We start from the raw sequence: 23,646 nt of genomic DNA, 5'->3' as shown, positions 1-23,646 counted from the left end.
AGAGTCTGGATCTGGACCCGCTCATCCCGACACAGTCGTTTACCTGGCACAACTACCCCCTGAATCAGGTTCGTTGCAACAGATGCTAGAAACCACCCGCCGAAGTTGCCCCTGGTAGCAAGATCACGGCGAAAGAGTGGGACCCGAACCCGCCCGGGACGGACAGCAGAGCAGCAGAGGACCCGGGCGACAGGGGCGGAGTGAACGGAGGGCACGGAAACCGGCCCCCGTCACCCCGGGGCCCGTCACCCCGGGTCCCGCCACCCCGGGTCCCGCCATCCTCGGGCCGGTGAGCCCGGCGGGACGCGCCCTACCACCCGCTCCCCGCGTCGCCCGAGCACCTGATCCCCGCGTCGCCCTAACACCCGCTCCCCGCGTCGCCCGAGCACCTGATCCCGTGGTGCTTGCCCGGCACCCGAGTGACGAGGTACCCGTGGGGCCGGTGGGACCTATGGGCCCTGCGGGGGTCCCCTCGGGTTCGCACCCAGGGTTCGTCATCTGTTCGCCGAACGCTCAAATCACCAGATAACGGGCTGTCTGTGCAGGTGGAAGGCATGCTTGGGGGTGTGGAAATCGTGACCACATCGTTTGCACTCTCCATGGCCGAGTGCTAAAAAAGGGAGTGGTTAGCACTCACCTTTACCGAGTGCTAACCGGATCGAGGCTGCGAGACCGTGGCCCTCCGGCAGCAGGGTTGCCGGGCAGGACGCGGTCGTCCGTCGCGGGCGCACGCCTCGTCCCATCGCGTATCAGCCCGGTCACGGGAGGACAAGAACTCAATGGCAGCCAAACTGATCGCGTTCGACGAGGAGGCCCGTCGCGGCCTCGAGCGTGGCATGAACCAGCTCGCGGACGCCGTGAAGGTCACGCTCGGCCCGAAGGGTCGCAACGTCGTTCTGGAGAAGAAGTGGGGCGCCCCCACGATCACCAACGACGGTGTCTCCATCGCCAAGGAGATCGAGCTCGAGGACCCCTGGGAGAAGATCGGGGCCGAGCTGGTCAAGGAGGTCGCCAAGAAGACGGACGACGTCGCCGGTGACGGTACGACCACCGCCACCGTCCTGGCCCAGGCCCTCGTCCGCGAGGGTCTGCGCAACGTCGCCGCCGGCGCCAACCCGATCGGCCTCAAGCGCGGCATCGAGTCCGCCGTGGCCCGCATCAACGAGGAGCTCGGCAACCTCTCGAAGGACGTCGAGACCAAGGAGCAGATCGCCTCCACCGCCTCCATCTCCGCCGGTGACACCCAGATCGGTGAGACCATCGCCGAGGCGATGGACAAGGTCGGCAAGGAAGGCGTCATCACCGTCGAGGAGGGGCAGACCTTCGGGCTCGAGCTGGAGCTCGCCGAGGGCATGCGCTTCGACAAGGGCTACATCTCGCCCTACTTCGCCACCGACCTCGAGCGCATGGAGACGGTCCTCGAGGACCCCTACATCCTCATCGTCAACTCCAAGATCTCCAACAACAACGAGTTCCTGCCCGTTGTCGAGAAGGTCCTGCAGTCCGGCCGCCCGCTGATGGTCATCGCCGAGGACGTCGCCGACGGCGCCCTGCAGACCCTCGTGGTCAACAAGATCCGCGGCACCTTCAAGTCCGTCGCCGTCAAGGCCCCGGGCTTCGGTGACCGCCGCAAGGCCCAGCTCGGCGACATCGCCGTGCTGACCGGCGGCCAGGTCATCACCGAGGAGGTCGGCCTCAAGCTCGAGAACACCGAGCTGGAGCTGCTGGGCCGCGCCCGCAAGGTCGTCGTCACCAAGGACGAGACCACCATCGTCGACGGTGCCGGTGACGCCACCGCCATCGCCGGTCGCGTGAACGAGATCCGCAACGAGATCGAGCGCACCGACTCCGACTACGACCGTGAGAAGCTCCAGGAGCGTCTCGCGCGTCTGGCCGGCGGCGTGGCCGTCATCAAGGCCGGTGCCGCCACCGAGGTGGAGCTCAAGGAGCGCAAGCACCGCATCGAGGACGCCGTCCGCAACGCCAAGGCCGCGGTCGAGGAGGGCATCCTGCCCGGTGGTGGCGTCGCGCTGCTGCAGGCCAGCGTCCCCGCGTTCGCGAAGCTGGAGCTCGAGGGCGACGAGGCCATCGGCGCCGACATCGTGCGTCGCGCCATCGCCGAGCCGCTGAAGCAGATCGCGGTCAACGCCGGCCTCGAGGGCGGCGTCGTGGCGGACCGGGTCAAGAACCTGGAGCCCGGTTTCGGCCTCAACGCCGCCACCGGCGAGTACACCGACCTGTTCAAGGACGGCGTCATCGACCCGACCAAGGTCACCCGTTCCGCTCTGCAGAACGCGTCCTCCATCGCCGGTCTGTTCCTGACCACCGAGGCCGTCATCGCCGAGAAGCCGGAGAAGGCGGCGGCTCCGGCCGGCGACCCGACCGGTGGCATGGGCGGCATGGACTTCTAGCAGGTCCGTGACACCCCGGGCCCTCGGGCCCGTAGGCGCATGAGGTCCGGATACGCGACCTCGCCCGCGACGACCGGGCGGTCCCCGCAGGGGCCGCCCGGTTTCGCCGTTACCGGGCCCGGCCGCCCGGACGGACCTCGTCGGCCAGCGGATGCCAGCCCCCGGTGCCGGGGAGCGCCCGCGCCGACTCCGGGCCATGGGAGCCGCGGGCGTAGGGTTCGGGATCCGTCGCCAGGTCCACCACCGGGTCGACGATCCGCCAGGACTCCTCCACCACGTCGAAGCGCACGAACTGCTCCGGGTCGCCCGTCAACGCTCCGTACAGCACGTGGTCGTAGGCCTCGCGGCCCCGGCCGAGCTGGCGTCCGACGTCGGCGCCGAGCACCAGCCGTGCCGGGGATACGCTCTCCGCCCCCGGCTCGTTCAGCAGCATCTCCAAGGTCAGACCCGCCCGCGGCTCCAGCTGGAACCGGACGAGGTTGGGCGGTCCCGGGTAGAGGTCGACAGCGGGCCGTTTGAGCTCGGCCACCGCCTCCCAGGAGGTGAGCGGCATGTGTTTGCCGGAGCGCACGTAGAACGGAACCCCCGCCCAGCGCGGGTTGTCCACCCGCATGCGCAGCGCGAAGAAGGTCTCGGTGGTGGAGTCGGGCCGCACCCCTGCCGTGTCGAGGTAGCCGTGGTAGCGGCCGCGGACGGTGTCGGCCGGTTCGAGGGTGCGGACGGCGCGCAGCAGGCGCAGCTTCTCGTCCTTGAGCGCCGAGGGCCCGGTGGACACGGGGGCGTCCATGGTGAGCAGCGCGAAGACCTGGAGCAGGTGGTTCTGGAACACGTCCCGGACCGCCCCGGTGGCGTCGTAGAACGAGCCCCGGTCCTCCACCCCGAAGTCCTCGGCCATGGTGATCTGCACGTTGTCGACGAACCCCCGGTTCCACACGGGCTCCAGCAGGGTGTTGCCGAACCGGGTCAGCGGGAGCCCGCGCACGGGTTCCTCTCCCAGGAAGTGGTCGACCAGGTACAGGTGGTCCGAGGAGAAGCAGGTCAGGAGTTCCCGGTGGAGTTCGCGTGCCGAGGCGAGGTCGTGGCCGAAGGGCTTCTCCACCACCAGGCGCGCGTCCCGGTTGAGTCCGGCCCCGGCCAGGGACCGGGCGACCGTCGTGAACAGGGCGGGGGGAACAGCGAGGTAGTGGGTGGTGTGGGAGTCCCCGCGCAGGGCATCGCCCAGCTCGGCGTAGGTCCGGGAGTCGTTGAGGTCGCCCGTGACCAGGGTCATCCGGTCGGTCAGCCCCTGGAGGACGGACTCGTCGGCGGCGGCACCGGGCCCGGAGGAGGACTCGGCGAGGTGTTCGGCCACCGCGTCGCGGGTCCGTCGGCGCAGGGCCCCGGTGTCCCAGTCGGACCTGGCCACCCCTACGATCCGGGCGCGTAGCTCGTTCCTCTCCTCCAGACGGTAGAGGGAGGGCATCAGGTACTTCTTCGCGAGGTCACCGGTGATCCCGAAGATCACCAGGGTGTCGGTGCCGGGTCCTGCGCTCATGCTCTCCCCCGTCGTCGGCCCGCGGCGCCCCCGTCCGGGGCCCGCCCACGCTGGTCTGGGTACCCGAAGGGGGCGGGGGATGCGCCCAAGGGCGTGCCAAGATTCGGCGGAGCGGCCCTTCGGCCCGGGTCAGCGGCTGTCGAGCCAGTCCCGGACGGCCTCCTTCAACCGGGGTGTGAGTTCGCTGTCCGGGTACTCTCCGGCGGGTGCCCAGCGGAACGCGGTGTGCTCTCCGGACAGCACCACGGGGGAGCCGTCGTGGGGCAGGGCGAAGGTGAACTGGCGGGTGCGGATTCCGCTCCGGGAGTCGTAGTCGAACCAGGTGACGAAGGGGTCCAGGGCGGGCGGCCCCGGCGGGCGGCCGATCTCCTCGGCGAGCTCGCGCTCCAGGCCCTCGAGGAGGCCCTCGCCGGGCTCCACCCCTCCGGAGGGCAGGTCCTCCGCCCCGGGGTAGGAGGTGTCGTCCGGTCGGCGGCGGAGCAGCAGGATCCGGCCGGCACGGTGGACGATCGCGCCCGCCGAGAACCGTCCGATCCCGTCCAGGCGCGCGTTCCCGACAAGCGTTGCGAGGTCCATTGCCCCGACGTTAGCCGCACGGGAGAACGCGAGGGCCCCGGACGGTTCTCGGGGCCCGGCCCCGGTGGGGGCCGGGGCCGGACCCCGGTGGTTCAGCGGGTGCGGGTGATGTGGGCCGCCACCAGGGTGGCGAGTGTCCACACGGCTCCGGCCAGGGCCAGTGTGACCACCGCGGGGGCTCCGGCGACGTGGGCCAGGCCGCCGAGCGCCAGCGGGGGGAGGACGGTTCCGGTCAGTGTGAGGAGCGAGGCCGACGCCCTCTCGGCCGTGGAGCCCGCCCTGGCCCTTCCGTGGAAGCGGCCCCAGGCCCCCTCCGTGCCGATGCCCGCCTCCATCCCGTAGGACACGGGGGTTCTGTCGAAGTCGACGTCGGCCCGTGTGCGCGGAGACTCGTCATCGAGACGGATCTCCTCGGTGTGGGTCTCAACCCGAGTCTCCCGCTCCTGCGGGAGCTGCCCCCGGGGATCTCCCATAAACCAACCTCCAGCCGTCGAGGTACAGGGGGCGCCGTTCCGGGTCGGTGGGGGCCTCTCCGTACGGCGCCGGTGACGCCTGAGCGCCGAGTGTCCACATCGTGCACATTACCATGGAGGCTCGTTAGATACATTGATTATGATGATGGAAGATGCATTGACAGCATCTCGTATCAGGTTGATACACTCCTCCTAATCTGATCAATGACGTGGACGGGATTCCGGAGGGTGCATTGGCGGTGGACGAGTTCAGGCCGTGGGGGTTTCCCGGCCCGGGTGATGACGGGCGGGGTCCTCGTGGCGGGGCGCTGGCCGGTAGTCCGAGCCCTGCCGCCGTGCCCTGTCGGCCTGCGCTGCCCCGCCCTTCCCTCATGTCACCCGCGCGGTCCCTCGCGCGGTGCTCCCGGCTTTCTCCGCGGCTCCCCGCTGATCGAGTCCGCTGCCGTCAAGCCAGAGAACGAGGTTGTGTCATGTCACCCAGGAGCACAGGAAGCGAACTCACCGATGCCTCCCAGGGCCGCGGCCGTCCGGCCGGGCGCAGGACGGGCGCGCCCTCGGCGCGTGTCACCGTGAACCTGACCGCGCGCTCCACCAAGGCGTTGGAGGAGGCCGTCGCCACCACGGGTGACACGCAGACCGACGTCATCAACCGGGCCCTCCAGGTGTACGCCTACCTGGAGTCGGTCATGGCCCAGGGCGACCGTGTCTACGTCGAGAACGCCGAACGCCAGGAGCGGGAACGCCTGCGCTTCTTCTGAGAGCCGCACCTTTCGTGTGCCCGGAACCGGGTCGTGTGCCCGGAACTGCGTCCGCACCCGTGGCCTGTCGGGCCACAGGCCGTGCCCACCCCTGACCCCGCCAGTGACCACCCCTGCCAGGGGCAGCCTCCGGCCGTGAGCGTCGAGTGTCCACAGCGCCCGCTCCCGGTCGAGCCCCCTCACCCCCCGCGCACCGGGGGCCGCGGGCTCCGGGGTTCCGTCCCCGGCAGCCCGCGGGTGCGTACCGGTGCGACCCCCTGATCAGACCCGGAGCAGGGTCAGGTAGGCGAAGCCCAGGGTTTCCCGCTGGCCGTGGACACGGGCGTGCCGGTGCCGGTCGGCCCGGTCGCGGACCTCCTCGAAGCCGGGGGAGCCGGGGTTCTCCAGGAGCCACTCCTCCCAGCCCAGGCAGTGCCGGTTCTCGAACTCGTCCCACTCGTCCACGGTGGTCTCCGCCAGCGCCAGCAGCCGGAAGCCGTGCGAGAGCGCGAAGTCCACGAGCTCGGGCAACGGACGGTACTGCTCACGGGGGATGAACGGCATGGCCGCCATCTCGGTTGCGGTCGGCGGTCGCCTCCAGTAGACCTCCCCGAACGCCGCCCTGCCGCCGGGCCGCACCAGGTCGGCCAGGGCCGCCAGGGCGTTCGCGGTGTGCGTGCGGGGATCGCCGCCCCACACGTGGGTGGAGCCGATGTTGAGCACCGCGTCCGCCGGCTCGCCCCGCCAGCCGCCGACGTCCCCGGCCACCAGTTCGACCCGGTCGGCCAGCCCGCGCTCCTCGGCGTTGGCCCGGCCGAGCCGGATGTAGTCCTCGTTGAGGTCGATGCCGAACCCGGTCGCGGTGGGTTCACCGGCCAGGGTGCGCAGCAGCAGTTCGGCCCAGCCGCAGCCGACGTCCACGACGCGGCGGCCCTCCAGGGGGCCGAGTGAGCGGATCAGCCGGGCGGCCCGCTCGTCGTTGAGCGGGCCGTTGAAGTCGGTGTCCCGGTACAAGGGGGGAATCTCGGGGGTGGTCATCCGAGCAGGTTCACCCGGCCGGGTGCGGGCTGTCCACCTGTTTTCCGGCGACGGGCAGAGCTATTGTGCGAAGTGTCAGGTGAGCGGGGGGCCGGATCGCTAGGCTCCCGTTCGGAGGTGCGAGCGAGATGAGTCTGGCAATGACGGAGGCCGCTCCGGCGACGGGGACGTCGCGATGGGACTACGTCCTGGGCACCTGGAAAGAGCTGGACGTGCCCGAGGGCTGGCGGGCCGAGATCGTCGATGACAACGGAGTCGTGCTCGTGGCGCCCCCTTCTGACCCGCACAACTACATCGCGGTTCGCATCACCCGAGCGCTGAACGGCGTTGTTCCCGATGACTGGGACGTGTACCAGACCCTCGGGATTCAGCTCCCGGCGATCGAGCGTCTCTATATGCCGGACCTGGTGGTCATGCCGGAGTCGGTGGTCCTCGACCCCGAGCAGACACCCTGCCCTGCGGACGCAGCGGAGCTCGCGGTGGAGATCGTGTCGAGGAGCAGCAGGGACGTCGATCGGAAGAAGAAGCTGTGGGGCTACGCGCACGCCCCGATCCCGCTGTACCTCCTGGTTGACGCCTGGGACGAGAACGGGCCCTCCGTCACCCTGTACGAGCAGCCCGGCAACGGCCGGTACAACCAGGCGACCACCGCGGACTTCGGCGACAAGATCCGCCTTCCGGAGCCCTTCGGCCTGGAGATCGACACCTCCCGCTTCCCCGGCCCGGACGAGTGGCCCTCCTGAGCGCCACTCGTCCGGCCATGGGACGCGTTCAGTCCTCGCCGTGCCAGGCGTGCCACAGTCTGGCGTAGGAACCCCCGCGGTCGAGGAGTTCCCCGTGTGTGCCCAGCTCGCTGACGCCGCCGTCCTCCACCACCGCGACCCGGTCGGCGTCGTGGGCGGTGTACAGGCGGTGCGCGATGGCCACCACCGTGCGGCCCGTGAGCACACCGGCCAGGGAGCGCTCCAACCGGCGGGCGGAGCGCGGATCGATCAGCGAGGTCGCCTCGTCCAGCACCAGCACCCGCGGGTCGGCCAGCACCACCCGGGCCAGGGCCAGCTGCTGGACGTGCGCCGGATCCAGGGGGTCCTGCCCCGACCCCACGCGGGTGTCCAGGCCGTCCGGCAGCGAACGCACCCAGGCGTCCGCGCCCACTGCTTCGAGGGCCCGCCACAGGCGCTCGCGGTCCGCGTCGGCCTCCGCCAGGGCCAGCGCCAGGTTCTCCGCGAGGGTGCCCCGGAACACGTGGCTCTCCTGGCTGAGCAGGATCACCCGCTTCCGGCGTTCCTCCGGGGACAGGGCCGCCAGGTCCACGCCGTCGACGCGGACGGTGCCGGTCCCGGGCAGGTGCACTCCGGCGAGGAGTTTGCCGAGCGTGGACTTGCCCGCACCGCTCGGACCGACCACCGCCAGCCGTTCGCCGGGGCGCAGGTCCAGGTCCACCCCGTGCAGCACCTCGGTGCCCGCGTCGTACCCGAACCGTACGCCGTGGACCTCCACGGCGCCGGGCCCACGGGGTCCGGGTCCGGCTCCGGGGCGGGGGGTCTCCGCGGGGAGCCGGACGCCCAGCAGGCGGCGCATCGCGGTGAAGCCCACCATCACGTTGTCGATCTGGTCGATCATGTGGTCCAACGGCTTGGACATCTGCACGGTCAGGAAGACCGCCGTGGCGATCTGCCCCAGCGACAGCTCGCCCTGGGCGTACAGCGCCCCCGCGACCAGGAACGTGGACGCCGAGGCGAACAGGTACGAGAACTCCAGCGGCGGGTACCACACGCACCGCAACCACAGTGTGTACCGCTCGGCCAGGTAGGAGCGGTGCACGTCGGCGTCGGTGCGCAGGTCCTGCCACTCCTGGCGGCCCAGCGCCTCCAGGGTGTGCGCGCCCTCCACGGTGTCGGACACGCCCTGGGTGAGCCGTGAGTACGTGCTCATCTCGGCCAGGTACCCGTCCGGTGCCCGGTGCGCGTACCAGCGTGTGCCCACCCAGATGACCAGGACCGACGGAAGCCACGCGAGCAGCAGGGCGGGGTGTAGGAAGGCCTGTGCCACCAGGATGACCAGCACGGTCGCCAGGCCGGTGGCGATCACCGGCAGCGACTGGCGCACCATGGTGCTGAGCGAGTTGATGTCGCGTCCGGTCCTGGACACCAGGTCACCGGTGCCCGCCCGCTCCACGGTGCCCAGGGGCAGTCGCAGGACCGAGCGTACGAACTCCTCGCGCAGTTCGGCCAGCAGTTCCTCTCCGAAGCGGATCGACTGGGCCACCGCCCCCAGCACGAGGCCGGTGTTGACCAGCAGGGCCGCCACGATGACCAGGGCCATGGCGTCCACGCGAGCCGGTTCGGTGCCGTCGCGGACCGCGTCGACGACCATCCCGAGCACCCAGGGGGCGACCAGTGCCGCCGCCGTGGCCAGCGTGTACAGCGCCACCACCCGGAACAGGAGCGGTCCGTGCTCGCGTCCGGCTCGGCGCAGGCGCCGCCACACCACCGGGGCCGGGGCCACCGGTAGCGCGGTCGGTTCGACCGGGGTGAGGGGCGGACCGGACGGGGGCCGGGCGGTGCCGGAACGCGGATCGGCGGTCTGGGTCATGTCTTCTCTCCTGCCGTGCGCAGGACGGTGGCGGAGTAGGAGTCCACGCGGAGCAGGCCCCGGTGGCTGCCCTCGGCCACCACACGGCCCTCCTCGACGAACTGGACGTGGTCGGCGCGGTCCAACAGCAGTGGGCTGGTGGTGACCACGCCGGTGGTGCGGCCGGCGCGGGCCCCGGTGAGGCGTTCGGCGACGGCCGCCTCCGAGTGGGCGTCCACCGCGGAGGTGGGTTCGACGAGGATCAACACCTCGGGGTCCCGGAGCAGGGCGCGGGCGAGCCGGAGCCGCTGCTGCTGGCCGCCGGAGTACCCCCGGCCGCGTTCGGTGAGCTCCGCGTCCCAGCCCTCGGGAGACCGGCCGAGCACGTCCTCGGCTGCGGCTGCCCGGACCATCGCGGTGACGTGTTCGTCGGAGGCGGAACCGTCGGGGTCGAGTTCGTCTCGCAGCCGTCCAGAGAACAGGTGGGCGTCGTTGCCCGCGACCAGGATGCGGCGGCGGACCTCCCGCAGCGGCAGTTCGCGCAGTCCCACGGCATCGGCGCCGACCCCGACCAGGACGGCGTCCTCGCCGTCGTCCCGGTGGCGGCCCAGCCGTTCGACGAGAGGGAGCACGTCGGCCTGGTCGGCGCAGACCACGCCGGTGGTCCGCCCACGGGCGAGGCGTACCCCGCTGGCGGGGTCGTACAGGTCGCACGGGCCCGCGGGGGGCTCGGCCGGGGCCTCGGGTTCGGGCAGGTCGTGTTCCAGGCCCAGCACCCGCACCACACGGGAGGCCGCCACCCTGGCGGTCACCAGGTCGGAGGAGAAGCGCATGAAGAAGCGCACCGCAGTAGCCAGGGCGCCGGTGTAGCCGTAGAAGGAGACGAGCTGGCCCGCGGTGATCTCGCCGACCAGTGCCAGCCGGGCCCCGTACCAGACGATCCCCACCAGGAGCAGCCCCGGGTAGAGGGTGCGGACGGCCTCCAGGGAGGCGTCCATCCACCCGACCCGGACCCCCGCTGCACGCACCCGCTGGGACTCGGCGCGGTAGCGTTCGCCGACCGAGCGCTCACCGCCCACACCGCGCAGGACCCGCAACCCGGCGACCAGGTCGGTGGCCCTGGTGGTGAGGTCGGCCTGCCGGTCCCGGTGGGTGTGCGTGCGGCGGTTGAGCGGCCGCAGCAGCGGGGTCATGCCGACGATGATCAGGGGTACCGCTACCAGCACGATCAACCCGAAGGTGACGTGCGAGGTCAGCATCAGGAAGCCGACCACCAGGACCGATACCGCGGAGGAGACCATCAGGTCGGAGCGTTCGTAGAAGGTGCCGACGCGATCGATGTCGTCGGTACCGACCGCCACCACCTCGCCGGTGGGCAGCCGTCGGGTGAGGGTCGGCCCCAGTCTGGAGGAGCGGCGGGTGACCAGCTGGACTGTGCGGTAGGCGCAGGCGTACCAGTTGAAGCAGCTCGCCCGCTCGTACAGGGGGACCATGGCCGCGGCCACCAGGGCGCACAGTGCGATCAGCGCGAACCAGCGGAGCAGGGTGCCGGGTCCGCCGTCGGCCAACCCGGAGTCCAGCGCGGTGCCGAGCAGGTAGGACACCAGAATCGTGCACAGGAAGTAGACCGAGGTGATCAGGGACGCCCACAGCAGGGATCGCCACTCCCGGCGGGCGAGCCAGAGCAGGTAGCGGTCGGCCGACCGGTGGTCGGGTGTGCCCGGAGGTTGGGGAAGTGCACGCACAGTTCCGGAACCCTAGCCAGGCGGCATGGAAGGCGGCCACTGCTTTTCCGGGGGTGGACGGCCGGAGGGCTGCTTCCGGGGGCCGAGAAACGGCCGAAGACGGTCAGGTGCGATTCTTGCGAGGGCCCGGCATCCACTGTTCCGTGTGTCCGGTAGAACTGGATCGCCCCGATCTGACGACTCATGCCATGAGGTATCCCGATGGGACAGACCCCGCACCAACCGCAAGGCCCCTCTCCGGCGGAGTCGGGCCCGCCTTACGGCCCGTGGAGCGGGGGAGGCCCGCCCGCTCCGGGGGCGGGGGCGCCGAAGAGGCGCCGGGGGCTGGTCGTCGGCGCCGTCGCGGGATCCCTGACGCTGGTGGCGGCCGTCGGCGGCGCCCTGCTGTGGGTGGACTCCGGGCGTGATTTCGTCTCGCTGCCGGACGACTGCTCGGAGGTGGTCGGCGAGGAGATCCTCCAGGAGGCCTTCGACGGCGCCACCCCCGAGGTCACGGGCGGGTTCGACACCGATGACACCGATGACCTGGGACTCCATGGGGAGCTGCGGTGCTCCGCGTCCCACGAGGGCGCGAAGTTCGCCGTCACGGTCCTGCTCTCCGACCGGGAGGACGAGAAGAGGCTGGACCTGCGGTTCCAGCAGTACGGTACGCCCGACGCCGAACTGTTCGACGGGGTGCCGGCCGGTGAGCTCGCCGAGCACGACTTCGGGGAGGGAACCACCGTCGACGTCCTGTGGGACGAGCCCCCGCTCGGAGAGCGGAGCGTGGTCAGCGTGATCGTCCAGGACCCCGGCGAGGGGGGCTACTTCGTCATGGAGAGCGGTCAGGGCGCGGTGTGGGCGGGCAACGCCGTCGTCCTGGTGGGCCTGGACAACTCGATGGCCCCGGAGCCCTCCGGCCTGGACGCGCGGAGCCTCCACGACCGGGTCGGTTCCCTGACGGAGGCCGTGGTGGAGCAGGTGCCGCGGGTGGCCGAGAAGTAGGGCCGGAACCGGGCCGCAGGGGGTCGTGCACGGTGACGTCCGTGAAGCGCGGCGGGTCGGACGGGCCCGCTCCTGTGGCGGTCGGTTCCCGTGCGGGTGCGTCGCCCGAGGCCAGCGTCCGTACGGCCGACGCGCCCGCGTCCAAATCCACTGCGGAGGCCACCGCGACCGGTGGAAGGAACCGGGGAAGTCCCAGGGAGTTCCCCGATGCCGCCGCGCGTGGCTTGCGCAACGCTGGTGCCATGGACGAACTCCCCGAACCCCCGCGCACCCGAACCGGGGCTCCCACACGCCCGAACCTGTTCCTGAGGGTCACCGTCGTCATGGCGGGGGCCGTGCTGCTCTGGTACGTGCTGTCGCTGGCCAACGAACTGTTGTTCGCGGAACCCGGCGGTGGCGGCAACCTCGCGCACTGGACGAACGCTCTGGGGGTCTCCGCCCTGGCGGTGCCGATGGTCTGGGCGGCCCGCCGGTACCTGGACCGGCGTCCGTGGGGCGGTCTGCGCCTGACCGGACCCCGTGAGGCCTGGCGGCCGTTCCTCGTGGGCGTGCTCTCGTGGCTGCTGCCCGCCGCGCTGGGGCTGGGGGCCGCCCTCGCGCTGGGCGCCTCGGTCACCCCGGTCGCTCCCGCGGCCGAGATCGTGTTCTCCCTGCTGGTGCTGACGGTCCTGGTGCTGCTCTACGAGGCGGTTCCGGAGGAGTTGCTCTTCCGCGGATACCTCTTCCGCAACCTCAACACCGCGATGGCGGCGTGGCTGGCCGTGGTGGTCCAGGCAGTGCTGTTCACCCTGTGGGGAACGGGCCTGTGGGTGTTCGGCAACGGGTGGGAGGTGCTCGCCGTGCGTCTGCCGCTGTTCTTCGGGATGGGCGTGGTGCTCGGATGCGTCCGCCTGCTCACCGGGAACGTCTGGGCCTGTGTGGGCTTCCACCTGGCCTTCCAGGTAGCGGCGCAGGCACTGCTCGGCTGGGACCTGTTCGAGGTGCGCGGTCTCGACACGGTCATGGGGACCGTCTTCCTGCTCCCGTTCGTGCTGGGAGTGACCGTCACCATGCTGCTCGTGCGCGACACCGGTACCTGGTCGGGAAAGGTCCCGGACCCGGTGAGGGCCTGAGGCCCGTTGGCGCCCTCGCGGGTGAGCCCTGACCGGCGCGTCGGTCCTCAGGGCAGCTCGCCCCGTTCGTGCAGGACCTCGACCAGGTCCCGCACCGCCGGGGCGCACAGGTCCCGTTCGGCGTAGGAGATCCACACGGTCTCCAGGATCTCGTTGTCGGGCACGATCTCCCCGTCGTGCTCGGCCCCGTAACAGAGCAGCCGCACCCGGGTCCCGGGGGCCTGGTCGTGCGCCTCCTGGTCGATGGCCGCCACCCGCTGGAAGGTGCCGGGCCGCAGGGCCACGCTGACCTCCTCCAGGGTCTCGCGGGTCACCGCCTCCTCGTCGCTCTCGCCCGGTTCGCGCTTGCCGCCCGGCACGTACAGCAGGTCCTTGCCCTCGGGGCGCACGCACAACAGGCGGCCGTCCCGGACGTGGACCCAGGCCAGGGCCTCGATGACGGCGGGGCCGCCGTCGGCGGTACGGGCGGCGGGGGAGGGCGCGGGAGAGTTCGAGGACATGTGGCCACTTTAGGACGCGGCGGGTGGAGGCGAACCGCTGACCGACGGTGACCCGAGACACTAGCCTTTCCGGGTAAGCGGTTGCGTACACGTACGGCCCCGCGCCCACGGCCGGGCCACGGCGAGAGCGGACGAACATGGCATCCTCCACTTCCGGCACCGAACCGGGCCTGGGCCCCGACCCCTCGTCCGAGAGCGTCGGGGAAGGGCTCCGGCCGCTCCTCGCCGAGAGCTCCAGCGGCGGTGTGCCGCCCCAGACCACGGAGCAGCGCCAGGCGCGCGAACGCGCCTACAACCTCTACAGCGCCGCGATCGGCGCCTGTCTGGGCCGTCGCGACAAGGATCCCTCGCTGGCGGAGCGCGCCGCCCTCCTGCTGGCCGAGGAGGCCCGCCTGCCCTTTCTGACGCCCGACGAGGTCGACCGGGCCAACAGCGAGCTTCCCGGCGTGGTCGCCGAGCTGCGCGCCGACCCCGTGCGACCGCCGGTCGGAGCCGGTCCGGACGACCTGGGGCGCGAGCTTCTCGACGGCGACCTGGCCGAGCTCTTCGAGCTGGCCCTGCGCGAGCGGCTCACCGGTGCCCCGCGTGAGCGCCCCCGCCTGCTGCTCCTCGGCGGTCAGCCCGGCTCGGGGAAGTCCACTCTCCAGCGGCTCCTCCTGCCGGTCCTGCCGGAGGGCACGGTCAGTTACGACGGGGACGATCTGCTGCGGCTCTCGCCCGACTACGAGTGGGCGATGAGCGCCGACGACCGGCTGGCGTCCACCGCCGTGTCCGGGCAGGTGGGCGGTCTGCACGGGTACGCGATGGAGCACGTCCGCCGGGGCCGGTTCGACGTGGTGTGCAGCCACCCGCTGGGCCGCGCGGACTGGGCGGCCTCCTGGGTGCTGGGTTTCCGGGAGGCCGGGTACCGGGTGGAGGTCGCCTTCGTGGCCACCCACACCTCCAACAGCCGGTTCTCCATCTTCGACCGGTACGAGCGGGCCACCCGCGACCAGGGGTTCGGCCGCTGGCTGCCGGAGGTCCACCACGACCGCTTCTACCTGGGGGTGCCGAACACCGTCGAGTTCCTGGAGACCCACCACCTGGCGGACTCGGTGTACGTGCTCTCCCGGGAGGGCGAGGTCCTCTACGCCAACCACCGCAGGGGCGGCGAGTGGCGCACCGAGCCGTTCGGCCGGATCGCGTTGGAGGCGGAGAGGGGCCGGCGCGAGCTCTGGCACGCCGAGGACACGCCCTGGGTGTACTGACCCGGGCGGGCCGCCTCCTCCGGGCGGTGCCGGGTCAGGTCTCCAGTTCGGCCATGGCGGCGCGGTCCTCGGCGCCGAACTGCTCCTCCAGTTCCTCCGGGGAGGCGTCCAGGTCGATCCGGGCCAGCGGTACCCCGCGAGCGGACTCGATGGCGCCGAGGCGGCGCAGGGCGCGGTTGCTCGCGTACTCCAGGAGTTCGCCCGGGGGGAGTTCGTAGCGCTGGAGGGCGGGGTCCGCGGAGGGGGTGTCGCCGCGTTCGACGGTCTCCATCACGTGGGGGAGCAGTTCGTCGAGGCGTTCGCTCACCACTCCCCAGTTGCGATCGTCGGCGGCGACGTGGCGGCGGCAGGTGAAGGTGCCCCAGGCCATGTGACGGCGCTCGTCGTCGCCGATCCTGCGGATGATCTCGCGCATGCCGGGGAAGATGTCGCGCACGGTGCACACGTGGTTCCACGCGTAGTAGCCGGTCAGTGCGAGCGAGCCCTCGATGATGTGGTTGTAGGTGACCGAGGCGCGTACCTGGTTCCGGGGGCTGGGGTCGTCCAGGAGGGCCTCCAGCGACCCGGGGAGCTCCTCGTAGAACAGGGCGCGGTAGGCGGGGTTGGCGTCCACGAAGCCGTGCAGGTCGTCCCGGACGCCGATGGCGTCCAGCCACAGCCGGAAGGCCTGGACGTGTTTGGCCTCCTCGAAGGCGAACTGGGTCAGGTACATCTCGTCGCCCAGGCGGCCCTCCGCGGCCATGGCCCGCAGGAAGGGCTGGAGGTCCTCGGTGACCGCCTCCTCGCCCGCGACGAAGAAGGCGCACAGCCGCAGGATGCGGGTCCTGGCCTCCTCGTCGAGCTGCTCCCAGTCCTCGGCGTCCCGGCGGAGGTCGATGTCGGCCGGGTTCCAGAACCTGGCGTTGCCCTTGACGAACAGCTTGAGCGGGAGGGAGTCCCAGTTCAGGCCGCCGCCGCGGAGTGAGTGGAAGCCGCTGCGGTGCGCGGGGGCCGGGGCTTGCGTCATGAGGGGTACCTCCGTGGGGGGTGTACTTCACTCATGATTGGACACGGAGGGCTTACGTGTAAACCCCTGTGGGTGTCCTGGGTCACTGCTGGACCGAATTTGGTTCGGTCCGATCTGCCCACCCGGTCCGGGGCGGGATCCGGCCGGAGTCAGCGGCGATCCGGCCCCGCCGAAACGGTACGGTCAGGGGAGTACGACCGCATGAACGATCCGATCGGGGGACGACGTGTTCTGTGGTGATCCCGGCAGTTCCGGTTACGCCGCGTGCGCCGCCCAGTCCCAGCTGTTCGCGCTGGCCTCGGTGATCCCCGCGCTGCTCGGCTTCGCCCTGCTGGTGGCCGCCTTCGCCGCGCCCTCCGTGCGGGGGGACCGGATGCTGCGCACCCGGACCCTCAGCTACTCCCTCATCGCCTGGGGCATCGCCGCCGGAACCTACGCCATCGGGGTCATGCCCTCCTTCTGAGCCCGCTCAGATCTCCTCGCCGGCGAGGAGATCGCCCGCGTCGGCGATCCGGTAGGCGTACCCCTGCTCGGCCAGGAACCGCTGCCGGTGGGCGGCGTACTCCTGGTCCAGGGTGTCCCGGGCGACCACGGCGTAGAAGCGGGCGGTGCGGCCGTCGGACTTGGGGCGCAGCACACGACCCAGGCGCTGGGCCTCCTCCTGGCGGGAGCCGAAGGAACCGGACACCTGGATCGCCACCCCGGCCTCGGGAAGGTCGATCGAGAAGTTCGCGACCTTGGACACCACCAGGGTGCGCAGCTCACCCGAACGGAAGGCGTCGAACAGCCGCTCGCGCTCCTTGTTACGGGTCTCGCCCTTGATCACCGGGGCGCCCAGCCGCTCGCCGAGTTCGTCGAGCTGGTCGATGTAGGAGCCGATCACCAGGACCTGCTCCTGCGGGTGGCGTTCCACGATCTCCCGGACCACGGTCGTCTTCGTCTCCGAGGAGGAGCAGAACCGGTACCTGTCCTCGGGCTCGGCGGTCGCGTACGCCAGCCGTTCGGACTCCGACAGGTCCACCCGGACCTCCACGCAGTCCGCCGGAGCGATCCACCCCTGGTTCTCCATGTCCTTCCACGGGGCGTCGTAGCGCTTCGGCCCGATCAGCGAGAACACGTCGCCCTCCCGGCCGTCCTCGCGGACCAGCGTCGCGGTCAGGCCCAGACGGCGGCGCGCCTGGAGGTCGGCGGTCATCCGGAAGATCGGCGCGGGCAGCAGGTGCACCTCGTCGTAGACGACCAGCCCCCAGTCCTTGGCGTCGAACAGCTCCAGGTGCGTGTACACGCCCTTCCGCCGGGCCGCCATCACCTGGTAGGTCGCGATGGTGACCGGCCTGATCTCCTTGCGGGTGCCCGAGTACTCACCGATCTCGTCCTCGGTCAGCGACGTCCGCCTGAGCAGCTCGGACTTCCACTGGTGCACCGACACCGTGTTGGTCACCAGGATCAGCGTCGTCGCCCCGGTCATCGCCATCGCGGCCGCTCCGACGATCGTCTTGCCGGCGCCGCAGGGCAGCACGACCACGCCGGAACCGCCGGCGTGGAAGCTCTCGGCGGCCTCCCGCTGGTATCCGCGCAGCTCCCAGTCGCCGTCGGCCAGGTCGATCTGGTGGGCCTCACCGTCGACGTACCCGGCCAGGTCCTCGGCGGGCCAGCCGATCTTCAGCAGGGCCTGCTTGAGGTTCCCGCGCTCGCTGGGGTGCACCGCGACCGAGTCCTCGGCCAGCCGGTCGCCCAGCATCCCCTTGAGCTTCCTGGCCCGGACGACCTCCTCCAGGACGGCCCGGTCCGAGGACTCCAGCACCAGGCCGTGCACCGGGTCGCCGACCAGCCTGAGCCGACCGTAGCGGTCCATCGTCTCGGCGATGTCCACGAGCAGCGAGTGCGGCACGGGGAACTTGGAGAAGCGGATGAGCGCGTCCACGACCTGCTCGGCGTCGTGTCCGGCGGCACGCGCGTTCCACAGCGCCAGCGGGGTGATCCGGTAGGTGTGCACGTGTTCGGGTGCCCGTTCGAGTTCGGCGAACGGGGCGATGGAACGCCGGCACTCCGGAGCGAGTTCGTGGTCGATCTCTAGCAGGAGGGTCTTGTCGGACTGGACGATCAGGCAGGACACGCGGGACCTTCCAACATGTGCGGAGACGGGGGCGGCCCCAGGTGCAACACCGAAGGCCCTCCGATCATGCCCGCAACCCCGGCCTCCTGACCGTCCCCGGGCCCGCGACGACCCGGACCGGGGGTCAGGAGAGGCCGATCAGCCACGCGACGAGGAGGACGAAGAACAGCACCATGAGCACGGAACCCGTCCCGGTGGTGTACCAGGCGTACCGTGCGTGGCGGGCCGCCCGGTCGTGGTCCCTGGTCTCGTCCAGGGAGACGGCGGCGAAGGCCAGGCCGCCGATGGCGAACGGGTTGAGGCACGCGACCGCCAGGATGATGGACACCACCAGGGCGACGACCGCGCTGGTCCGGCTCGGCGGGGGAGCGCCGTGGGGGTACGCGGGGTACGGGGCGGGGCCGGGCGGCGGACCTCCGTGTCCGGCGGGGGCGCCGTAGCCGCTGTAGCCGCCGGTCCCGTGCCCGCCCGGGACGGTGTATCCGCCGACGGAGCCCTCGTACCCGTATGACGGGTCGTGCGGCGGCCCGTACGGCGGGCCGGAGGGCTGGCTCGGGGGTCCGTTCTGCCAGTACTCGCTCATGAGGCTGCTTCCGTGTGCGGGCGCCCTCCGGGCTGCCCGTGGGGCGGGGGTCGGGGACGGTCAGGCACCGATGAGGAGGAACAGCACCGCGAGGGCGATAACCGGGACGAGGAACACCACCGCGAGGGCGGTGTAGGCGAAGGTGCACGCCCAGGTGTACCGGATGTACCTCTCCACCGCGGCGGTGTCGGGGATCCGGACCAGGGCCAGGATCCCCAGCACGACGCCGGGGACGTTGGCGGTCAGGACGAAGAACCACAGTCCCAGGGAGACGCCCAGGACCGGGATCGCCAGGGTGCACACCGCCACGACCAGGGCCGCGACGGCCCCGCCCACGCGGGGCGGCGGGCCCGAGGGCGCCGGGCCCTGCCGGAACGCGGGCGGCGGCGCTGCAGCCGGGTACGCGGGCCCGGCCGGGTACCCGGCCGGGGTGGGGCGGGCCGGCTGCGCGGGGGCCGCCGGGGCGCCGACGGGGGGAGCGCCCGCGGGCGGCCCGGTACCGGGAACGGAGGTCCCGCTCCGCTCCCAGAAGGCCCTGGGGTCGCTCCGGTCACCGTTCACCGCTGCTCGTGTCCCCTCACCTGGCCGTCTTCCGATGCTGTGCTCTCCGGGGCCTCCGCCCTCGGGACGGCCACCCTTTCAGTTCGCATACCCGTCCCACCCGGTGGGGACGCGGACGGAGCCGTACTTGTTCAACAAAAGGGGTCAGAAGTTGACCACGGGGACGATCTGCTGGATCCAGTCCCCTGCCTGGGTGAACACCACGAAGGTCAACACCACCATCACGAAGAACATCACCGCCGCCGCACCCAGGCAGTACCAGGAGTACCGGGTGAGGACCTCGGCCTGTTCCGGGCGGCCCCGGTCCCGGGCGTGCGCGGCCCGCACCGCGAAGGTGATCCCCGCGATGCCGAAGATCCAGTTGGCGCAGCACAGGGCTGTGACCGCGTGCAGGATCAGCGCCATGGTGGAACTGTGGGCCCCGCCGGTCGAGCCCGCGGGCGCCGTGTCCCGCCGGTCGTCGTCGCGCTCCCGCTCGGGCGCCCTGTCCCTGCCTTCCGGGGCCCGGTCCTCCAGCCCCCGGTCCCGGGGGGAGGAGGCTCCAGGGGGCAGAGATGCGTCGCTCATCCGAATCTTCCTCCGGCGTCCGGGGGCCAACCGATCTGAGGTCACTCTAGAGCCTGGGGGCCCGGCGGGGAGCGCGGGTCGGGCGGTCACCGAACGCCGGTTCCGCCTTCAGTTTCCGCGTTCAGCCGCCGTCCCCGAGTTCGGCCACACCGGTGACGCGGTGGATCGCGAACCGGTGCACCGCGTCGCGGGTGGTGTCGTAGGCGGTCAGGAAACCGCCGTCCACCCGGGCGGGCTCCACGATCCGGCTGACCTGGCGCCCGTCGGTGTCGGTGTAGCCGATCCACACCCGGCGCCCGCCGTCGGCCGCGTCGGCCAGTACCTCCATGAGCGCGTTGGCGCGGGAACCCGCCGTCCCGCCCTCCGGCAGGGACACCGGGATACGGGCGACGTTCGCGGCCTCGTCGCCGGCCCGCAACGCGCGCACCGCGGCCCGGGCCAGCTCCGGGGCCCGGCCGCCCTCGTCGGGCACGGCGGGCTCGGGCTCGGCCCGGCGGATCTCGGGCCGGCTCAGCCGCATGGTGCCGTCACCGCTCTCGGGCACCGGGTGATAGCCCAACTGCCGGAGGCGTTCGGTCAGGGCCGCCCGGTTCAACCCGCTGACCACCACGGTCGGGGCGAGGAGCAGCAGTTCCAGGTCCGTGGCCCGGCGGTCCGCGACCAGCTCCGCCAACAGCGCGGGCTCGTCGCAGCGCAGGTAGCTGCCGGCCGAGCCGGTGCGCAGCCTCCCGTGCCTGCGTCCCACGTCCGAGACCAGGTAACGCAGGGCCTGCGGCAGCGGGGTGCGCGAGTGGCGCTCCAGCAGCCCGGTGATGTCGGAGACCCCGCGCCCGGCGTCCAGCGCACGGCGGACCGACTCCTCGGTGAAGCGGTACACGGTGGCACCGCCGGTGGACTCCACGTCGGCGACCAGGGCGAGTTCGCGGGCGAGTCCGGTGACGAGCGGGCCCGGTGCCACGGCGGTCAGGTCGCCCTGGACGAGGATGTGGTCCAGCGGCTGCGGGAGTTCGGCGGCCAGGACCTCGGCGGCGGCGTCCGCCCCGGCGGCGGCCCCTTCCGTGGTGAGCAGGGGGCGCGTGTGCTCGGCGAGCGCTCCCCGGCCGGTCAGCCCTAGAGCGGCGGCCTCGGTCACGGCGGCCCCCGCCAGTTCGGTGTGCACGGGGGACTGGCGGCGGGGGCGCCGCCAGGCCAACCGGGCGGCCAACGACCCCGCCTCCGGGGCCAGGCCCGGCTCGGCCCCGGCCATCTCGGTGAGGACGTCGAGGCGCGCCCGGGGCGCGGCCGGGCGCACCAGGCCGGGGCCGAGTACGTTGCGCACCCTCCCGCCCGCGTCGCGCGAACCGGTCAGCGAGGCGACCCGGTCCGAATCCAGCCAGGCCAGGGCCAGCCGCAGCCAGCGGTGCTCCGGTGAGCGCTCCCGCCACAGGTCGTACTCGCGGGTCGGCAGCCACTCGCCCGCCACCCGGTTGTCGGTGCCGATGAGCCCGGCGGCCCGAAGGACCTCCAGGTAGAGGGCGGCCGTGTCCTCGTCGGTGTCCATCGCCTGGGCGGCGCGGCGCAGGTCGCGCACGCCCAGACCGCCGTTGCGCAGGACGGCGGCGGGCTCCTGGGACCAGCGCTCCAGGAGCTCCTCCACGGCGCGCAACACGGTGAAGGCCTGTCCGGCCGCGGCGCGGGAGACGGCCTCCGGGGGGACCTGACGCCCCTCGAAGGCGGGTGGGGCGGTGCTGACGTCCTGGAAGAGCACCCCCGCGCGCAGGTACAGGCCGACCTCGCGGGGCAGCGTCAGGGTGTCGTCCCCGGTGGCCACGAGCAGGCTGCGGGCGATGAGCTCCTCCACCGGAGAGGAGGCCGTGGCCAGGCCGACCTCCCGACGGGCGTCGGAGACGGTGCCGTTGGGCGGCCCCCAGGCGAGGTTGTCCAGCAGTCGGCGCGCGGGAGCTCCGACCTGGCTGACGAGGGCGGCGACCCGGTCGGGGTCGGAGAGGGCGGTGGCGACGGTTTCCACGGGTGTGGTGGCGGTGCTGTGCGGTACCAGGTCGTCGGCCAGCCGTTTGGCGGTTCCGTGCGGCAGCGCCGCCAGCAGGGCCCGGGCCGGGGGACCCAGCTGGGCGGGGTGCGGCAGGAGTTCACGCAGCACCTGGACGGGGCGCAGGCGGCCGTGGTCCGGCCAGACCAGGGCGAGGCGGAGCAGGGTGTCCAGCGCCTCGTCCAGCGGGTCCTCGCCCGCGGCGCCGGAGGGTGTCAGGCCGAGCCCCCGGGCGATCTCGGCGGGCTGCGCCCCCACCGGCTCGGACAGCCGGTCGTCCCCGAGGGCGACCACGGACTCCAGGACCTGGAGGGTGAACCGGTCCAGGCGCTCCAGTGCGCGCAGCGCCGCGTTGCGCGAGGTCGCGCGGTGGGCCAGGGCGCCGATGTCGGCGGGTACCGGCTGGGCCAGGTCGGGTCGGGCGGTCAGCAGGGCGGTGAGCTCGCCGTCGGAGCGTGAGCGCAGCCAGGAGGTGAACGTGGGGGGACGCCCCGGCGGTCCGCCGTCGGGGTCGTCGCTGCTCCGGCCGGGCCCGGGGCGTGCGTTGTCGGTCATCGGGTCAACGCTAAGCGATGGCGCTCCACGGCTCGTACCCGCTCCCCTCCCGTCCCCCGCTCACCACCTTTGGCGGCGGCCTGAACCGTATCGGGGGAGAAGTCTCCGACCGAAATTGGGAAAGAGGGGTTAAAAGGCAGGTCATTGTGGGCCAATATGGGTCCATGACCCAGCGCTCGGAACAATTGGTACTCGACTACCTCTCCGAGGTCGGACTCGCGCTGCACGGTCGTTTGACACCCAGGGAACGGACCGCCTACCTGAGGGGCCTGCGCGCGCGTATCGACGAGCGCCGTCAGGCGGCCGAGAACGACGACGTCGACACCGCGCGGCGGATCCTCCGCGGCTTCGGCTCCCCCGAACACCTCGTGCGGGAGGAGCTCACCGGCCGGGAGCTCGACCTCGAGGACGACGAGATGATCCCGCCCAAACCCCGGCACGCCGACCGCCCGCCGCCGCCCTGGCGGGGCGGGCCCAGCCAGGGCTTCCTGGCCCTGCTGGAGGGCCCCGGCCAGACCGACCAGCGGATGGACGGACGGGCCGCCCGCAGGACCGGGGCGGTCCGCGGCTACCGCCTGATCCTGAGGCACCACCCCGCCGAAGCCGTGGCCCTGGCCGTGCTGGTCCTCTCCGGGGTGTGGTGGGACGTCGCCTTCCTGTGGGTGCTCGGCGCCGTCCTCGTCGTGCTCAGCCAGGTGTGGGGCGCCCGGGACAAGTGGATCGGCACGGGTGTGCCCCTGGCGGCCTGCGTCGTCGGGACGGCCCTGTGGGAGGGGGAGGCGGAGTTCGTCGACCAGTACATCCAGCAGGCACTGCCCGCCACCGGCGTCGCCGGGCTGGGGCTCGCCTCGCTGGCGTGCGTGCTCTACCTCTTCCCGAAGGCCGCCCGCGCGGCCCGGGCGGCGGAGCGTGAGGCCGGAAGCAGCCCGGACCGTCATCGCTTGGCAAACCCTGGGGAATAACCTTTCCGGTCGGCCCGTTACCGGGCTTCCCCGGTGGTTGCTTCGGGTAGTCATGTCGGTACACCGCCGCTTTCGCTTCGCGGCGGCCGCGTCGGGTGGTCCGGCCGCCAGCCCGGACACCGGCCCGTGGGCAGCGTCCCCGGCTCCGCCGAGTTCCGTCCCGTTTCTCCGCGCCCAGCGGGACGGGGGCGATGCCGAAGCCACGGGGCCCGGGTGAGCCGTATCCGGGCCCCGTTCCGCGTGTCCGCGGCGCGGACGCGGGAAAGCGCGGGCACGAGCGGAAGCTCGGGGAAACGGCCCCGCCAATACCCTCTCGCGTTGACGAGCCCTCGGGGA

The 23,646-nt window shown here is 72.0% G+C and carries 21 protein-coding genes; 8 read left to right on the top strand and 13 right to left on the bottom strand.

Going from position 1 to position 23,646, the window contains the following annotated elements:
* The first annotated feature begins 779 nt into the window (after positions 1 to 779).
* Positions 780 to 2,411, top strand: a complete 1,632-nt coding sequence (gene groL, locus IE195_RS07885) for a chaperonin GroEL (RefSeq protein ID WP_191268925.1) — start codon at positions 780 to 782, stop codon at positions 2,409 to 2,411.
* Between the two features lie 109 nt (positions 2,412 to 2,520).
* On the opposite strand, the gene zwf is transcribed toward groL, so the two are convergent.
* The 3 genes from zwf to IE195_RS07870 form a co-directional block, all read right to left on the bottom strand.
* Complete coding sequence (gene zwf / locus IE195_RS07880; RefSeq protein ID WP_191268922.1) at positions 2,521 to 3,945, bottom strand: glucose-6-phosphate dehydrogenase; 1,425 nt, start codon at positions 3,943 to 3,945, stop codon at positions 2,521 to 2,523.
* A 129-nt stretch (positions 3,946 to 4,074) separates the two neighbouring features.
* Positions 4,075 to 4,521 carry an NUDIX domain-containing protein gene (locus tag IE195_RS07875; protein WP_191268920.1) on the bottom strand — a complete coding sequence of 149 codons (447 nt, stop codon included), beginning with the start codon at positions 4,519 to 4,521 and terminating at the stop codon, positions 4,075 to 4,077.
* A gap of 92 nt (positions 4,522 to 4,613) precedes the next feature.
* Entirely contained in the window at positions 4,614 to 4,994 is a 381-nt protein-coding gene (locus IE195_RS07870) for a hypothetical protein (protein WP_191268918.1), read from the bottom strand.
* A 470-nt stretch (positions 4,995 to 5,464) separates the two neighbouring features.
* Here IE195_RS07870 and IE195_RS07865 point away from each other — a divergent pair, with 470 nt between their 5' ends.
* Positions 5,465 to 5,752, top strand: a complete 288-nt coding sequence (locus IE195_RS07865; protein WP_191268917.1) for a ribbon-helix-helix domain-containing protein — start codon at positions 5,465 to 5,467, stop codon at positions 5,750 to 5,752.
* Positions 5,753 to 6,013: 261 nt separating this feature from the next.
* On the opposite strand, the gene IE195_RS07860 is transcribed toward IE195_RS07865, so the two are convergent.
* The gene (locus tag IE195_RS07860) at positions 6,014 to 6,769 is read right to left on the bottom strand and encodes an SAM-dependent methyltransferase (RefSeq protein ID WP_191268915.1); all 756 of its coding nucleotides are present in this window, start codon (positions 6,767 to 6,769) and stop codon (positions 6,014 to 6,016) included.
* A 140-nt stretch (positions 6,770 to 6,909) separates the two neighbouring features.
* Here IE195_RS07860 and IE195_RS07855 point away from each other — a divergent pair, with 140 nt between their 5' ends.
* Positions 6,910 to 7,512: a Uma2 family endonuclease gene (locus tag IE195_RS07855; RefSeq protein ID WP_191269114.1), complete on the top strand. Its 603-nt coding sequence runs from the start codon at positions 6,910 to 6,912 to the stop codon at positions 7,510 to 7,512.
* Between the two features lie 28 nt (positions 7,513 to 7,540).
* Here the strand turns inward: IE195_RS07855 and IE195_RS07850 are convergent, their stop codons facing one another.
* Entirely contained in the window at positions 7,541 to 9,364 is a 1,824-nt protein-coding gene (locus IE195_RS07850) for an ABC transporter ATP-binding protein (protein ID WP_191268913.1), read from the bottom strand.
* On the bottom strand, positions 9,361 to 11,088 hold the full coding sequence (locus tag IE195_RS07845; protein ID WP_191268910.1) for an ABC transporter transmembrane domain-containing protein: 1,728 nt from the start codon (positions 11,086 to 11,088) through the stop codon (positions 9,361 to 9,363). The genes IE195_RS07850 and IE195_RS07845 overlap by 4 nt, the downstream gene beginning before the upstream one ends.
* Positions 11,089 to 11,289: 201 nt before the next feature.
* Here IE195_RS07845 and IE195_RS07840 point away from each other — a divergent pair, with 201 nt between their 5' ends.
* Together IE195_RS07840 and IE195_RS07835 are read left to right on the top strand one after the other, a co-directional pair.
* Positions 11,290 to 12,072, top strand: coding sequence for a hypothetical protein (locus IE195_RS07840; protein ID WP_191268908.1), 783 nt, complete (start codon positions 11,290 to 11,292; stop codon positions 12,070 to 12,072).
* 242 nt (positions 12,073 to 12,314) lie between these two features.
* Positions 12,315 to 13,184 carry a CPBP family intramembrane glutamic endopeptidase gene (locus IE195_RS07835; RefSeq protein ID WP_191268906.1) on the top strand — a complete coding sequence of 290 codons (870 nt, stop codon included), beginning with the start codon at positions 12,315 to 12,317 and terminating at the stop codon, positions 13,182 to 13,184.
* 47 nt (positions 13,185 to 13,231) lie between these two features.
* Here IE195_RS07835 and IE195_RS07830 read toward each other — a convergent pair whose 3' ends face one another.
* Positions 13,232 to 13,684, bottom strand: a complete 453-nt coding sequence (locus IE195_RS07830) for an NUDIX hydrolase (RefSeq protein WP_191268905.1) — start codon at positions 13,682 to 13,684, stop codon at positions 13,232 to 13,234.
* A 137-nt stretch (positions 13,685 to 13,821) separates the two neighbouring features.
* Between IE195_RS07830 and IE195_RS07825 the strand changes: the two genes are divergently transcribed.
* Positions 13,822 to 14,931 carry a zeta toxin family protein gene (locus tag IE195_RS07825; protein WP_191268904.1) on the top strand — a complete coding sequence of 370 codons (1,110 nt, stop codon included), beginning with the start codon at positions 13,822 to 13,824 and terminating at the stop codon, positions 14,929 to 14,931.
* A 34-nt stretch (positions 14,932 to 14,965) separates the two neighbouring features.
* Here the strand turns inward: IE195_RS07825 and IE195_RS07820 are convergent, their stop codons facing one another.
* Positions 14,966 to 15,937 carry a R2-like ligand-binding oxidase gene (locus IE195_RS07820; protein WP_191268903.1) on the bottom strand — a complete coding sequence of 324 codons (972 nt, stop codon included), beginning with the start codon at positions 15,935 to 15,937 and terminating at the stop codon, positions 14,966 to 14,968.
* 226 nt (positions 15,938 to 16,163) lie between these two features.
* Between IE195_RS07820 and IE195_RS07815 the strand changes: the two genes are divergently transcribed.
* Positions 16,164 to 16,400 (top strand): hypothetical protein, encoded by a 237-nt coding sequence (locus tag IE195_RS07815; RefSeq protein ID WP_191268902.1) that lies wholly within the window; start codon positions 16,164 to 16,166, stop codon positions 16,398 to 16,400.
* A 6-nt stretch (positions 16,401 to 16,406) separates the two neighbouring features.
* Here IE195_RS07815 and IE195_RS07810 read toward each other — a convergent pair whose 3' ends face one another.
* The 5 genes from IE195_RS07810 to IE195_RS07790 all read right to left on the bottom strand — a co-directional run bounded on the left by IE195_RS07810 (position 16,407) and on the right by IE195_RS07790 (position 22,348).
* Entirely contained in the window at positions 16,407 to 18,053 is a 1,647-nt protein-coding gene (locus IE195_RS07810; protein ID WP_191268901.1) for a DNA repair helicase XPB, read from the bottom strand.
* Positions 18,054 to 18,177: 124 nt separating this feature from the next.
* Positions 18,178 to 18,636 carry a hypothetical protein gene (locus IE195_RS07805; protein WP_191268899.1) on the bottom strand — a complete coding sequence of 153 codons (459 nt, stop codon included), beginning with the start codon at positions 18,634 to 18,636 and terminating at the stop codon, positions 18,178 to 18,180.
* A gap of 60 nt (positions 18,637 to 18,696) precedes the next feature.
* Positions 18,697 to 19,197, bottom strand: a complete 501-nt coding sequence (locus tag IE195_RS26570) for a hypothetical protein (RefSeq protein WP_308428415.1) — start codon at positions 19,195 to 19,197, stop codon at positions 18,697 to 18,699.
* A gap of 144 nt (positions 19,198 to 19,341) precedes the next feature.
* Entirely contained in the window at positions 19,342 to 19,764 is a 423-nt protein-coding gene (locus tag IE195_RS07795; protein WP_191268897.1) for a hypothetical protein, read from the bottom strand.
* A 121-nt stretch (positions 19,765 to 19,885) separates the two neighbouring features.
* Positions 19,886 to 22,348, bottom strand: coding sequence for a helicase-associated domain-containing protein (locus tag IE195_RS07790; RefSeq protein WP_191268895.1), 2,463 nt, complete (start codon positions 22,346 to 22,348; stop codon positions 19,886 to 19,888).
* Between the two features lie 164 nt (positions 22,349 to 22,512).
* On the opposite strand from IE195_RS07790, the gene IE195_RS07785 reads away from it, so the two are divergent.
* Positions 22,513 to 23,310 carry an HAAS signaling domain-containing protein gene (locus tag IE195_RS07785; RefSeq protein ID WP_191268893.1) on the top strand — a complete coding sequence of 266 codons (798 nt, stop codon included), beginning with the start codon at positions 22,513 to 22,515 and terminating at the stop codon, positions 23,308 to 23,310.
* Positions 23,311 to 23,646 lie beyond the last annotated feature (336 nt).

This window comes from Nocardiopsis terrae (assembly GCF_014651695.1).
Classification (GTDB): Bacteria; Actinomycetota; Actinomycetes; order Streptosporangiales; family Streptosporangiaceae; genus Nocardiopsis; species Nocardiopsis terrae.
Note: the sequence above shows the minus strand (reverse complement) of the source record. Positions and strands in the feature narration are given on the sequence as shown.

Bases quoted from the DNA above. Each gene is read 5' to 3' on its own strand.
- groL (WP_191268925.1), top strand. From the start codon at position 780: ATGGCAGCCAAACTGATCGCGTTCGACGAGGAGGCCCGTCGCGGCCTC.
- zwf (WP_191268922.1), bottom strand. From the start codon at position 3,945: ATGAGCGCAGGACCCGGCACCGACACCCTGGTGATCTTCGGGATCACC.
- IE195_RS07875 (WP_191268920.1), bottom strand. From the start codon at position 4,521: ATGGACCTCGCAACGCTTGTCGGGAACGCGCGCCTGGACGGGATCGGA.
- IE195_RS07870 (WP_191268918.1), bottom strand. From the start codon at position 4,994: ATGGGAGATCCCCGGGGGCAGCTCCCGCAGGAGCGGGAGACTCGGGTT.
- IE195_RS07865 (WP_191268917.1), top strand. From the start codon at position 5,465: ATGTCACCCAGGAGCACAGGAAGCGAACTCACCGATGCCTCCCAGGGC.
- IE195_RS07860 (WP_191268915.1), bottom strand. From the start codon at position 6,769: ATGACCACCCCCGAGATTCCCCCCTTGTACCGGGACACCGACTTCAAC.
- IE195_RS07855 (WP_191269114.1), top strand. From the start codon at position 6,910: ATGACGGAGGCCGCTCCGGCGACGGGGACGTCGCGATGGGACTACGTC.
- IE195_RS07850 (WP_191268913.1), bottom strand. From the start codon at position 9,364: ATGACCCAGACCGCCGATCCGCGTTCCGGCACCGCCCGGCCCCCGTCC.
- IE195_RS07840 (WP_191268908.1), top strand. From the start codon at position 11,290: ATGGGACAGACCCCGCACCAACCGCAAGGCCCCTCTCCGGCGGAGTCG.
- IE195_RS07835 (WP_191268906.1), top strand. From the start codon at position 12,315: ATGGACGAACTCCCCGAACCCCCGCGCACCCGAACCGGGGCTCCCACA.
- IE195_RS07830 (WP_191268905.1), bottom strand. From the start codon at position 13,684: ATGTCCTCGAACTCTCCCGCGCCCTCCCCCGCCGCCCGTACCGCCGAC.
- IE195_RS07825 (WP_191268904.1), top strand. From the start codon at position 13,822: ATGGCATCCTCCACTTCCGGCACCGAACCGGGCCTGGGCCCCGACCCC.
- IE195_RS07820 (WP_191268903.1), bottom strand. From the start codon at position 15,937: ATGACGCAAGCCCCGGCCCCCGCGCACCGCAGCGGCTTCCACTCACTC.
- IE195_RS07805 (WP_191268899.1), bottom strand. From the start codon at position 18,636: ATGAGCGAGTACTGGCAGAACGGACCCCCGAGCCAGCCCTCCGGCCCG.
- IE195_RS07795 (WP_191268897.1), bottom strand. From the start codon at position 19,764: ATGAGCGACGCATCTCTGCCCCCTGGAGCCTCCTCCCCCCGGGACCGG.
- IE195_RS07790 (WP_191268895.1), bottom strand. From the start codon at position 22,348: ATGACCGACAACGCACGCCCCGGGCCCGGCCGGAGCAGCGACGACCCC.
- IE195_RS07785 (WP_191268893.1), top strand. From the start codon at position 22,513: ATGACCCAGCGCTCGGAACAATTGGTACTCGACTACCTCTCCGAGGTC.